Source organism: Kitasatospora sp. NPDC004723, assembly GCF_040609255.1.
Lineage (GTDB): Bacteria > Actinomycetota > Actinomycetes > Streptomycetales > Streptomycetaceae > Kitasatospora.
In genome coordinates this window covers 25684-37967 of the sequence record NZ_JBEXJT010000065.1, presented here as the reverse complement: position 1 = coordinate 37967, position 12284 = coordinate 25684, and the positions used below count along the sequence as shown (strand labels likewise).

Sequence of the window (12284 nt, the reverse complement as noted above, 5' to 3'; positions counted from 1 at the left end):
GGCCGGCGCCCCCCGCCCCCGCGGGGCGGGGCGCGCGGCCCCCCCCCGGCCTTCGTACACCCCACCCCACCCGCCCCGCACCCCGCATGGAGGGCCGTATGTTCGTGATCAGCCCCGCCGACTACCAGCAGGTCGCCGACGAGCTGGAGGGCCGCCACCACCCGCACTTCACCGGCACGGTGCCGACGGAACTCGGCAACCTCGTCCTCACCTTCACCGCGTTCACCGGCGACGAGGCCGAGCCCGCCCTGCCCGCCGACCACTGGCACGACCGGGCCCTCTCCCCGGCCGCCCGCCAGCTGCTTGGCGCCGAGTACGACGAGGCCTGCGGCCTGTGGCGCGACGCCCGGTACGTCCTGGACCTGCAGATCGCCGCCACCGGCTGCGCGAACCGGTGGACCGCCTACACCCGGGCCCGCCAGGAGATGGACGACCTGGCCGCCGCGCTGTCCTCCACCCCCGACACCCAGTGGCGCTCCACCGTCTACCGGCTGATCACCGCGCAGGACGCGGTCCTCGCGGCGGCGACGGCATGGGACCACAAGGCCCGCGGGATCGCGGACGTCCACGCCGCCTACGTGTACAGCAGCCTGCCCAGGAACGAGGCCGCCGAGAAGGCCGGCCACGACCCCGCGTGGGTCGTCGGCTCCGACAGCGACTACAGCACCTGGGGCCCCGCCCCACTGTACAAGGACGTCTTCGCCGCGATCGAGCGCCAGCGCGACCACCTGCGCCGGGTCGCGGAGCTCACCGGCGACCACCCCCAAACCTGACCCACTGCCGGACACCGCCGACCGCCGTCGCGCCCCGCCCCCGGATACGCCGGGGGCGGGGCGCGGCGGTGTCGGTGCCCGACACACCGCCCCGACCACCAAGGAGAGCCTCGTGTTCCGTCTGATCCGCGCCCGCACCTGGACCACCATCCGCCGCCGCCTGGACGCCGTCGAGTACGAGCTGGCCGCGGCCAACCTGATCCTCGCCGCCCGAGCCGCCGGTCGACGGCGACCTGGCCGCCGTGCTGCGGCACGTCGACACCGGCGTGCGCGAGGAGGCCGAGATGAACGCGGCCGACCACGCCGAGAAGCACCTCGACCCGACCAACACGCTCGGCCTGGCCAAGGCGGAGCGGTGGACCGGCTACCCCGACGGCAGCGCCGTCCACTACCTCGGCGCCGGCCGGTGGCTGCACCACCACCCCGGCCACGCCAAGGCCCGCACCCGCCACTCCCTCGGGTTCCCCGAGGCCGAGCGGATCTGCCTGCTCGACAGCCGCAGCGGCGGCCCGGCCATGGAGCCGGTGGCCGGCCTGGCCGCCCTGCTGGAACTCCTCGGCGGCGAGTACGTCAACTACCGCGCCTGACCGACCCGCCCAGGGCCGGCCGCCCTCTTCCTCGCCCCAGCGGCGGCCGCCCCGGAGCCCTCTTCGTGCGGCCGCCTCCCCCAGCCTCCGGAGGCTCTGTTGACGATCACCGACCTGCCGCCGACCGCGGCCCTGCCCGGCCAGGCCCGCCCCACACCCCCACACACCACCGCCACCACCCGCCCGCGGAGCGCCCCCGCCACGGTCCACGTGGTGACCCGCCAGGAGTACCTGGCGGCCCAGAAGTCGCTCGCGAAGCTGGAACGCCTCGGTGAGATGATCACCCGCGCGCTGGTCGCCATCGGCGTCGGCGCGCTGGTCTTCACCTGCGTCAACGTGACCAAGTTCGCGATGAGCCACGACATCCCCGGCTGGATCGCCTGGATGCTCGACCCGCTGGCCTCCCTGGCGCTGATCACCGTGCTGTACGTCGACGGGGTGCTCACCGAACAGGGCGGCGACCGCGCCAAGGGCTGGCCGTTCGTGCTGCGCTGGTTCGCCGGCGCCAGCACCTGGCTGATGAACTCCTGGACGAGCCTGTACCCCGACGGGCACTTCACGCTTGTCCCCAAGCACCCGGACGCCGGCGGCCTGCTCCTCCACAGCGTGGCCCCGTTCCTCCTGATCATCCTGGCGGAGGCCTCCTCCGGCTACCGTGCCTACCTGGCCAAGCGCCTGGAGGCGTTGCGCGCGCTCATCCAGGCCTTCGAGGACCAGGAGCAGGCGGCCAAGAAGGAGACCGAGCAGGCCGCGCTCGACGCGCAGCGGGCCGAGCGCGAGGAACAGCGCCTTCGCGAGGATCGCGAGCACCGGCAGCGTCTGGAAAGCGAGCGGGCTCGCGAGGCCGCAGAGCTCGCCCGCATCGCCGCGGCGTCGGAAGCCGAGCGGCTTCGCGAGCAGTCCGCGCTGGAGAACGCGAGGGCGCAGCGGGAAGCCGAGAAGGAGCAGCGCGAGCGCGAGGCGGAGATCGAGCGGCTTCGCGAGGCGACGGCGCTGGAGAACGCGAGGGCGCTTCGCGAGGCCGAGCGGCTGCGCGCCGAGCGGGAAAACGAGGACGCCCGGGTACGGCGCGAGCAGGAAATCGAGGCGGATCGGCTGCGTTTCGAGCGGGAGAACGAGGAGGCCCGGCGGCGCTCGGAAGCCGAGATCGAGGCGCTGCGGATCAAGGCCGAGGGCGAGGCTCAGGCGCAGGTCCTGCTGGCAGAGGAGCAGGTCAGGCAGCAGCAGGCGGCCGAGGAGGAGCGCCGGGCGCGGGAGGCCGCCGAGGCGACTGAGAAGCGCCGCAAGGCCGAGGAGCGCGCGGCCGCGAGGCAGCAGCGACTGGCCTCCCAGACCGCTCGCACATCGCGGTCGGCCGTCTCGCGGTTCCCCTCGGAAATCTCCTCGCAGAACGGCGGCACGGTCCCTCGCGAACTGCGCTCACAGCTTCGCGAGCAGGCCGAGCGCGAGGTCGCGCGGCTGATGCTCGAGGGCTCGGAAATCGACCCGAAGGCGATCGGCGAGCGCTACAGCAAGGGCGAGACGTGGGTCGGAGACCGCCTCCGCTCCGCGAAGAAGCGCCTCGCGAACGAGGACTTCGCGCTCGAGGTCATCTCCTCCGCGCTGGAGGACGAGATGCCGGTCTCCGAGGAGACCAAGCACGACGACCAGGCCGGCGACGAGGCGGCCTGACGAAACGCCGGCCTCTCCAGTGGCCACCAGGGCGCACACATCGCCCTGGTGGCCGCCGCTCTCGGGGACGGACCGTCCTGAATCCGGGAACGGCTTCTGCGGCAGTCACTCGTACCGGTCGAAATACCCGCGATTCCCGGCCCGGCCTGCACGCCGCCGCCGAAACTGACCGCACCATCACGTACGCAAAGGAACCCTGATGCACGATTTCGTCGCCCTGTCCGGCGTTGCCGCGGTCCTCCTGGCCGTGTGGGCCGTCCAGCTGACCACGCTGGCCCTCCACCTCCGCTACACCATCCACCATGGCGTCCGCAGCACCGGGATCTACGACTCCGAAGAGGGCCTGCAGGTTGCCTGCTTCGTCGCCACGCTGGTCAGCGCCATTGGCGGAGGGGTCGCCTTCGGCGTCGGCCTGCACGCGACCGCCTGGGGATGGGCCCAGGTGATCCTCGCCGTCGGTACCTCGATGTCCTACATGCTCCTGGTCTACGCCACCGAGTGGGACGCGAAGGCCTGGTGGGAGCGGCGGAAGGACCGTGAGACCGGCCAGGCCGAGGGCGCGCTCGAGACCGTGGCCTGACAGCCCCACAGGCCCCGGTCCGGGCCCCCTGCTCCACCCGGAGCAGGGGGCCCTTGTGCTGCCCGCACCGGGCCGACCAACCGCACCACACGCACGGCCTTTCCGGTGGCACCAGAGCGACGCACACGTCCTGGTGGGCGCCGAAGGCGCCGAAGCCCCTGGCTGCGCCGCCGCTGACCGATCGTCCTGCACCGACCGTTCCGGGCCTCTCGGCCGGCCGCCGGCGCCCCTTGACCTGGGGTTTCCGGCGGTTGGACAAGGCGTCCGGCCCCGGCGCCGAGCACCACCAGTTCATATCCCTTGAGAAGGAGCACGTCATGGCCGACGAGTCGGTCTACAACGACCCCGCATACGACATCAGCAGCATCCCGTCCTGGAAGCAGACGCCGCCGCTGCACGGCGCCTACGCCCCGAACGCCAAGCTGTCGCCCCGCGCGAAGGCCGGCGTCGGTGTCTGCGTCGTGGTGCTGGCCGCGGCCGGGATGGTCGCCTGGTCCAACTACTCGGCCGCCCAGGCCGACGCGGATGTCCGCAAAGCGGAGATCGCCCTGGACGCCTCCCGCGTCGAGCTGGAGCTGAGCAAGCAGCAGGCCGAGAACACGAAGCGGCAGGCCGAGACGGCGGGGCAGGAAAGCCCCGCGCAGAAGGCCCGCCGGGAGGCCGTCCAGGCCTGCGTCGCGAAGGCCGGCGGCGGCTACAACGCCGTCTCCGACTGCGGCCGGGCGTTCCCGGCGGAAGTCTCGCCGGGCATGGTCAACACCGCCTCCACCTCCTCCTCCGGGGGCGAGCAGGACGGCCCCGTCCCGATGGCCGGCCTGGTCGTCCTGGGCGCCGTCGTGGCCGTCACCGGCTACGGCTGGGCGAAGAAGCGCTTCTTCCGTTAGTGACAATTCGTGACCTCCCTCCCCCCTCCCTCCCGTCTCGAGAACGTCCCCCCGGAACTCCCCCTGGCCGGTCAAAGGCCAGGGGGAGTTCTTTCCGGGCCGGGGAGGGAGGGGGGAGGGAGGTCACCTACAGTGAGGATTCTTGGTGATGGCGACGCCTCCCGCACCGCCCGCTCCGACCGCACCACCCACCGTCCACCTCTCCTCCCAGCCGCCCGAGCAGCCCTCCGCCGAGGCCCCGCAGGCGGGCCACGGGCCGGCCCCTGCGGCCGGGTCCGGCACCACTGCCCCGGACCCGGTCGCGCCCGGCTCCCTCGCCCAGATGCTCACCCCGATCGCCCCGGCCCGTCCGGTCCCGATCGGCTCCACCGCGACCCTCGGCCAGGCCGCCCAGGCCGTCCCCGAGGGTGCCGCGGCGGGCGGCGACGCCAAGAACAAGGACGGCAAGGACGACGCCGCGAACGTTCAGGGCCCGCTGTCCGCCCTGGTGCGCGCGCTCGCCTCCCGTTGGGGCCGCACCGGCACCGCCACCACCGTCAAGCGCAACCACGAGGTCAAGGAGACCCGGGTCTCCGGCACCTCCACCACCACCACGAACACCAACAAGTCCGACCGCACGGCGAAGTCCGACCGGACCGCGAAGAGCGAGAACAGCGCGCAGCACCGGTCCAACCAGGACGCCAAGAGCAGCCGGGACGCCAAGGTCGCCGACCTGAACAACAAGACGTCGGCGCAGCACGGCAAGACCAGCAACGACTCGAAGAAGGCCGCCAGCACGGACGCGAAGACATCGTCGGACGCCAAGCGCGCCGACACCCGCGACGCCAGGACGTCGGATGCCCAGGACGCCAAGTCCTCCGCCACCACGTCCGACACCAAGGCGTCGAAGGCGGACAACTCGTCGAAGACGGCCAAGGACGACCGCACCAGCGCGGACACCAAGGCGTCGAAGGCGGACAACTCGTCCAGGACGGCCAAGGACGACCGCACCAGCGCGGACACCAAGGCGGCCAAGGGCTCTGACTCCAAGGCGTCGAAGGCCTCCGGCGGTTCGGGAGGCTCCGAGAACGCGGGGGCCTCGGGTTCCGGCTCCAGCGGTTCCAAGAGCGGCGAGGGGCGCCGGGAAGGGACACGCGAGCCGAAGTCGGACTCGGGGCCCGGCCCGGCGAAGAGCAGCACCTCGAGTGGGCCGGGGGACAAGCGCGCCAAGGGCTCGAAGCCGGATGACACGGACGGTCAGGCCGGCGCGGGTGTGCCCGCCTCCAAACCGGACGGGCCGGGTCAGGGCGGGGCCCAGGCCGAGAAGCAGAAGCCTCGGGAGACGAAGGGCGGCCTGGGCAAGGCCGACCTGGCGAAGAGGGAGCGGGCCGAGGCGGGATCGAACGTCCCCGCCGCCAAGGCGGTCGACGGGCAGGAGCGCGCCGAGCGCCCTCGTACGCAGTCCGCCCGCGAGGCCGGCTACCGGGACGGCCACCGTGTGGCCGGCGCGGTCGGCCAGGCCCAGGCCTACCGGGACGGCGTGAAGGACGGCTGGTCCGACCGGCAGGCCGCCGACGAGGCCGACCGCAAGAAGATGGACGACGCCAAGATCCGCAACGCCCAGCGGCCGCAGGAGCCGCCGAAGCCGGAGATGGCCCCCGCCGCCGGGTCGACGGCGGACCTGGCGAAGAACGGCGGGGCTGCGAAGCCGCCCACGGCGCCGGGCGAGGGGGGCAAGGCGGTGCCGGTGGTGCCGCCCAAGCCGACCACCGCGCCCGCCGTCCCGGCCCAGCCGAAGGCCGAGGCGACGCCGAAGCCCGGCGGCGGACCGGGCGTCAACCCGTCCAAGCCGACGAAGCCGGGCGAGGGCAAGGCGGCGCCGGTGGTGCCGCCCATGCCCACCACCCCGCCCAAGCCCACGGTGCCGCCCGCCGTCCCGGGCCAGGCTGAGGCGACGCCGAAGCCCGCCGCCGAGCCGGCGGCGGACCTGGCGAAGAACGGCGGGGCTGCGAAGCCGCCCACGGCGCCGGGCGAGGGGGGCAAGGCGGTGCCGGTGGTGCCGCCCAAGCCGACCACCGCGCCCGCCGTCCCGGCCCAGCCGAAGGCCGAGGCGACGCCGAAGCCCGGCGGCGGACCGGGCGTCGACCTGAGCAAGACGCCGAAGCCGGGCGTCGATCCGTCCACGCCGGCCACGGCAGCGGCCCAGTCGAAAGCCGGGGCGATGCAGAAGCCCGGTGGCGGGCCGGGCGTGGACCTGGCCAAACCGGCGAAGCCGGGTGAGGTGGGCAAGGTGGTGCCGCCCAAGCCGACCACCGTGCCCGCCGTCCCGGCCCAGCCGAAGGCCGAGGCGACGCCGAAGCCCGGCGGCGGGCCGGGCGTGGACCTGACCAAACCCGCCGCGGCACCGGACCTGTCCAAGGCCAAGGCCGAGGCCGTGTCCAAGCCCGCTGACGGGCCGGGCGTGACCCTGGCCAAGCCCACCACCGCGGACCGCCATCCCGGCCGGGCCGACGGCAAGGCCGCCGGCCACGGGCCGGTGGCCGGCACCACGACCCTGGCCCAGGCCGCCCCGCCGCCGGACCTGGCCGCAGCCGACGCCGTGACCGGTGCCATCCGCCCCACCACCCCGCACACCGCGCCGGACGGTCCGGCCACCCCGAGGAGGTCGCACGACCCGATGCCCGAGCAGAGCACCATGAACCGGGCCACGCCCGTTACGGACGTCAAGGTGACCCCCAGCACGGTCCGCTTCACCGCCGACGGCGAGGAGCGCGAGCTGGGCCGCACCGAGATCCGCACCCTCAAGGGGTTCGAGAACACGATGCGCAAGCGGGGCGCCGACCTGGCCAAGATCGCCGAGGAGAGCAAGGCGGCGGTGACCGCGGCCACCCAGCACGCCCTCGCCGCGCAGAAACTCTATGAGCGGGCCAAGACCGTCAAGGGCGGCGATGAGCTGATCTCGATGCTGTGGCACCTGGAAGAGGCCTGCCGGCAGCTGTGCGCCGCGGCCGAGCAGACCGAGCGCAACGCGGCCAAGGGCGCCGAGGCCGCCACCGTTCTGGTCGTCAACGCCGGCACCCGGCACGGCGGCATCTACAAGGCCGTCGCCGACAGCCCGCTCACCAGCTCCGCCGAGGCGGAGTTCTACAAGGACCAGCAGGGAGGCTGACCCATGCCCGCCCCGAACAAGAAGAACAGCGACAAGACGACCCTCGCCTACCGCGAGCTGAAGCGCGAGGTCGCCAACCTCGCCAAGGAGGTCCTGCGCGGCGCCGAGCACCACAAGAGCCTCGCCTCGCGCCTGGCCGAGGGAGCCAAGAACGTCGGCCGCACCGCCGACAACATCGCGTCGCTGAACGTCGACACCGCCACCGTCGCCGAGACCCGCGAACTCTCCAAGACCATGCAGGGCCTGAGCCAGAGCGCCAACGGCTACGCCACCAGCGCCAACGACGCATCCCAGGTCGCCCGCTACACCGAGCGCGCAGCGATCAGGTCCCACGAGGGCATCCAGCAGGCCGTCGACAACGCCCCGGTCCCGATGGCCAACCGCACCTGGTACACCCAGGAGTAAGGAGCACACCGCGATGAGCACCCACACCACCCCCGCCGACCAGGCGGTGCGCAGCCCGACGGTCGAGCGGGCGGTGGCCGTCGTGGAGACGGCCGCCCCGGCCCTGACCGCCGCGGTCCTGCCATTCCTTCAGGGCCAGGCGGCCAGTACCGTCTCGTGCCTGCTGGCGGCCCCGGCCGCGATCGCGGGCGCGAACTTCGCCGGCCTGCTGTCCGAGCGGACGTTGGCCGCGCTGCCGGGCGGGGACATCCTGGCCGCGCACCGTCGGCCGATGTTCGTCTCGGCGGTGGCCACCGCCACCGCGGCGGCCACCGTCACCCTCCAGGGCCTGCCCGGTGCGGACGCCCTGCTCGCCGGGTGGATGACCCTGCCCTCGCTCCCCGGCATGGTGTCCGTCGCCTGGTGGGGCGCGTCCGGCTACGTCGCGTTCGTGCTGCGCAAGGTGCTCGGCAACCGCCGCCGGCGCGGCGCCGCCACCGTTCAGGTGCCGACGGCCCAGCCCGCACCGCAGGACATGCTGACCCCGGCGCAGCGCGCGGTGCTGGAACGCTGGCTGGCGCACATCTCCGGCAAGGAGGGAACCCACCCCGGCCAGGAACTCCACCTGACCGCCCACGGCCCCGAGGCGTGGGAGGGGATCATCGAGGCCGCGCCCGGCCGGCCGGTCACCGTCACCGCAGAGACCGTCTCCGGGGTGTACCGCCTGCCGCCCGCCTGGATTCGCATCACCGATGGCCCGCACGAGTCCGCCCGCCACATCCTGGTCCACACCGTCCAGCCCGTCAGCGAGCAGGCGCAGTACGGGCCGCTGGAGACGCTGTGGCTCCAGCGGGTCGGCAACAAGTCCGGGTGCATGCCCGGCACGCACCTCGAGGGGCCGGTGCAGGACCCGGCCACCGGCGGGGTCGCGGCGTGGATCGTCGCGGACGAGGACACCGACGCGATCACCCTGCCGGACATGGTCCGCATCGCCGGTGCCCTGCGCCGCACCACCCTGCTGGTGTCGGTGGAGGCGACCCAGGACCCGCGCCGGGCGATCCTGCGGCTGATGGACCAGTCCCCACTGGAGAGGGGCAAGGCGCTGCCGGGCCCCGAGGCGCTGCGCTCGAACCCGAACGGGTTCGTGCAGCTCGGCCTCGGCATCAGCGGCAGGCCCTCGCGCCTGCAGCTGTTCGACCCGAAGGGCGGCGCCCGCCACGCCCTGGTCGCCGGCGTCACCGGCTCCGGCAAGGGCGGTGTCCTGCAGCTGCTGTGCCTGAGCTACCACGTCAACGGGATCACGATCATCTACGCCGACCCCAAGGGCTCCTCCAACCCGGACGTGGAGGACATGGCCGCGTTCGCGGGCACCGGCAAGGACGGCGCGATGGGCGCCCTGCGCCTGGCCTACGCGATCCTGCTCCACCGCGTTGACCAGTCCCAGGCCATGCGGATGAAGAACTTCACCGCGACCGAGGAGATGCCGTACACCGCGGTCGTCCTCGACGAGTTCGCCCAGCTCCTCGGCGAGAAGGCGGAGCACTTGAAGGAGGCGGCGTTCATCGTCTCCGCCATCGCCGCGCAGGGCCGCTCGCTCGGCATGGCCATGGTGCTGTGCGGCCAGATCCTCAACCTCGACCAGATGGGCTCCGACACGTCGATCCGCGACAACATCTTCTACGGCGGCGCCCTCGTTCTTCTGCGCTCCGACGGGGCGCAGAAGAACCGCGTCGACCTGCCCGACTCGTTCGACGGGATCGACCCGTCCCGGATCCCGGCCTACTGGCGCACCGGCACCGACAGCCTCGTCTACGACCCGACCGTCCCGGAGGACGACCCGTCCCGCACGTTCGGTGTCGGGTACGTCGTCGGCCCGGACGAGCGGGCCGAGATGATGCGCGCCTGGATCCTGGAGTCCGCCGCCGGCCTCTGGGACGAGGACGCCATCGTCTACCCCGCGGACTTCCCCGGCTGGGACGACCGCGACCAGATCGCCACCGTTCCCGTCGGTCCCGCCGCCGAGGACGGCGCCGGTGGTGGCGGCGCGCCGTGGACGCCCGGACCCGCGCCCGCGCTCGTCAAGGAACCGACCGCGAAGGAGAAGATCCTCACCGTCCTGGACGAGTGGCGCGACCCGATCGGCCTGGACGTCACCTACCTGCACATCGACCAGATCATCGAGATGACCCAGGTCGCCAAGAAGACCGCCGAGAACAAGCTCACCGAGCTCACCAAAAGCGGCGCGGTCGTCCGCAACCCGCAGGCATCCGGTGAGTACGGCCTGCCCCTGACCGCCGACGCCAGCGAGCCCGCCGAGGCGTAGCCCGGCACCGCCCGCCCCGTTCCCCGCCCTCCCGGCCACCACGACCGGGCGGGCGGATCCACACCCGCACCACCGCATCCAGGCCCCGGCCACCCCGGCCGAGGGCCTTTCACCCATGCCCACAAGGAGGCACCCCGCCATGGCCCACACCCACCTGCTCGTCGGCACCACCGGCTCCGGCAAGACCCACACCCTCCAGCGGCTCGCCGCCCGGGCCGCCGCCGACCCCACCGCGACCACCTGGGCCATCGAGCCCGCCCACCACGCCACCCTGACCACCACCGCCGACCGGTGCGCCGACTTCGACGGCGCCGAGCGCCTGCTCGACCAGCTCCTCGACCTCGCCCGCGAGCGCGCCGCCGCCTGCGTCGCCACGGGCAGCACCACCCACACCCCGATCGGGGACCAGCCGCGGGTCCTGCTCCTCATCGACGAGGCCGACCACCTCCTGCGCCGGCCCCGGGTGGGCGAGCAGCTCCAGGACCTGGTCGTCACCGGCCGCGCCCTCGCCATCGAGACCGCCGTCGCCGCCAACCACCTGCGCCTGGACGTGTGGCCGCTCGGCCTGCGCGACCAGCTCCTCGCCGGTGACATCACCGTCCACGGCACCCCCGACCGGTGCACCGCCGACCTGCTGCGCGAGCGCATCGCCGACGGCACCGCCACCGTCCTGCCCCACGCCACCCGCACCCTCACCGCGCACTTCGGCGACTGACCGCTCCCGGCACCTCCGAGGGCCGACGGCCCCGCCCCGGATCCCGGCCACCACGGCCCGGCCCGGGGCGGGGGCCGCCGACCCCAGAAGGCGCCGCGGCGCCCGCACCAACCTGCCGACCTGCCGCCGACCCCGATCGGAGACCCGCCCACCGTGCTCGCCACCCGCCTCACCGACGCCGCCCTGCGCGTCCTCGCCACCACCACCAGCGCCTGGGAGGCCACCACACCCCTGCGCGAAAAGGCCGCCACCACCTGGCGCACCCGCACCAACCCCGCCCAGCGCGCCGGACAGATCACCGCCACCGCCCTGGCCGCCATCCTCGCCGCGTCCCTGACCATCACCCTCGTCACCACCGCGGTCCGCCTGACCGCCGCGATGGCCGCCAGCCTCGGCCGCGGCTGCGCCCACGCCGCCACCTACCTGTGGCACAGCGACGCCGTCGACGGCATCCGCGACGTCCTCCAGGTCCCGCTCGGCGGCGTCGCCGCCTGGCTGCGCCAGAACGCGGCCGGCCTGCCCGCCACCCCGGGCCAGATGGGCGGCGCCGCCCTGGTCCTCGCGCTGGTGCTGTTCGTCGCGGCCCGGCGCGGCTCCACCGCCGCCCGCGCCGGCTGGGCCCTCCTCGGCGTGGCCGCCTGCGCGGCGACCTGGCAGACCGGCCCCGGAAGCGAGCGCACCGCGGCCGTCGCCGTCACCGCCGGCGTCTGGCTGCTGCTCGCCCCGGCCGCGTACGCGGGCCGGTGGTGGAAGACCGAGCGCCGCACCCGCATGCTTCTGAGCCCCGCCGTCGAAGAGGCGCTCACCCAGCTCGCCGCCGCCCACATCCGGCCGGACACCACCCCGGCCCCGGCCTCGCAACCGGCTGCCCGGCCGGTGCCGCCGCGGCTGAGCCCGCTGAAGAACCTGGCCGCCCTCAAGGCCCCCAGCCCGGCCGCCGGAGGCTTCCGCTGCCGCCACTGCGACCAGCCACTCGCCTGGGCCGCCACCGAGGACGACCCCGAGCGGACCTGGCGCACCCCGGACGGCACCACCACCTGCCCCGACGCACCCACGACCCCCGCCCTGCACCACGCCCTCTGACCGTCCGGGCCGTCAGCCTCGCCCCTGGCCCGCACGCCGCCCGCCCCGCCGAACACCCGGCCGGGGCGGGCGCGGCGCTTCCCGGGGACGGGACCGGCCGACCGGCCGACACCGATCCCGCTTGGAAGGACCACAG

Annotated in this window: 10 protein-coding genes; all 10 read left to right on the top strand. The window is 74.1% G+C overall.

Annotated features, from left to right (window positions below):
• Positions 1 to 98: 98 nt before the first annotated feature.
• Positions 99 to 773: a hypothetical protein gene (locus ABZW10_RS35990; protein ID WP_355374996.1), complete on the top strand. Its 675-nt coding sequence runs from the start codon at positions 99 to 101 to the stop codon at positions 771 to 773.
• Between the two features lie 242 nt (positions 774 to 1015).
• Entirely contained in the window at positions 1016 to 1360 is a 345-nt protein-coding gene (locus ABZW10_RS35985; RefSeq protein WP_355374993.1) for a hypothetical protein, read from the top strand.
• A gap of 99 nt (positions 1361 to 1459) precedes the next feature.
• A complete protein-coding gene (locus tag ABZW10_RS35980; protein WP_355374990.1) occupies positions 1460 to 3031 on the top strand; it encodes a hypothetical protein in 1572 nt (523 codons plus the stop codon).
• 199 nt (positions 3032 to 3230) lie between these two features.
• Positions 3231 to 3611 (top strand): hypothetical protein, encoded by a 381-nt coding sequence (locus ABZW10_RS35975; protein WP_355374987.1) that lies wholly within the window; start codon positions 3231 to 3233, stop codon positions 3609 to 3611.
• A 251-nt stretch (positions 3612 to 3862) separates the two neighbouring features.
• Positions 3863 to 4495: a hypothetical protein gene (locus tag ABZW10_RS35970; RefSeq protein ID WP_355374985.1), complete on the top strand. Its 633-nt coding sequence runs from the start codon at positions 3863 to 3865 to the stop codon at positions 4493 to 4495.
• A 148-nt stretch (positions 4496 to 4643) separates the two neighbouring features.
• Complete coding sequence (locus tag ABZW10_RS35965) at positions 4644 to 7643, top strand: hypothetical protein (RefSeq protein ID WP_355374983.1); 3000 nt, start codon at positions 4644 to 4646, stop codon at positions 7641 to 7643.
• Between the two features lie 3 nt (positions 7644 to 7646).
• Entirely contained in the window at positions 7647 to 8048 is a 402-nt protein-coding gene (locus ABZW10_RS35960; RefSeq protein WP_355374980.1) for a hypothetical protein, read from the top strand.
• A 13-nt stretch (positions 8049 to 8061) separates the two neighbouring features.
• Positions 8062 to 10350, top strand: coding sequence for a hypothetical protein (locus tag ABZW10_RS35955; protein ID WP_355374977.1), 2289 nt, complete (start codon positions 8062 to 8064; stop codon positions 10348 to 10350).
• A 139-nt stretch (positions 10351 to 10489) separates the two neighbouring features.
• A complete protein-coding gene (locus ABZW10_RS35950; protein WP_355374975.1) occupies positions 10490 to 11065 on the top strand; it encodes an AAA family ATPase in 576 nt (191 codons plus the stop codon).
• Positions 11066 to 11218: 153 nt separating this feature from the next.
• Positions 11219 to 12148, top strand: coding sequence for a hypothetical protein (locus ABZW10_RS35945; RefSeq protein WP_355374972.1), 930 nt, complete (start codon positions 11219 to 11221; stop codon positions 12146 to 12148).
• The last annotated feature ends 136 nt before the right edge of the window (positions 12149 to 12284 follow it).

What these genes read in the sequence shown, in the direction of transcription:
- ABZW10_RS35965 (WP_355374983.1), top strand. Translation starts at nt 4,644, where the DNA reads ATGGCGACGCCTCCCGCACCGCCCGCTCCGACCGCACCACCCACCGTC.
- ABZW10_RS35975 (WP_355374987.1), top strand. Translation starts at nt 3,231, where the DNA reads ATGCACGATTTCGTCGCCCTGTCCGGCGTTGCCGCGGTCCTCCTGGCC.
- ABZW10_RS35990 (WP_355374996.1), top strand. Translation starts at nt 99, where the DNA reads ATGTTCGTGATCAGCCCCGCCGACTACCAGCAGGTCGCCGACGAGCTG.
- ABZW10_RS35950 (WP_355374975.1), top strand. Translation starts at nt 10,490, where the DNA reads ATGGCCCACACCCACCTGCTCGTCGGCACCACCGGCTCCGGCAAGACC.
- ABZW10_RS35960 (WP_355374980.1), top strand. Translation starts at nt 7,647, where the DNA reads ATGCCCGCCCCGAACAAGAAGAACAGCGACAAGACGACCCTCGCCTAC.
- ABZW10_RS35955 (WP_355374977.1), top strand. Translation starts at nt 8,062, where the DNA reads ATGAGCACCCACACCACCCCCGCCGACCAGGCGGTGCGCAGCCCGACG.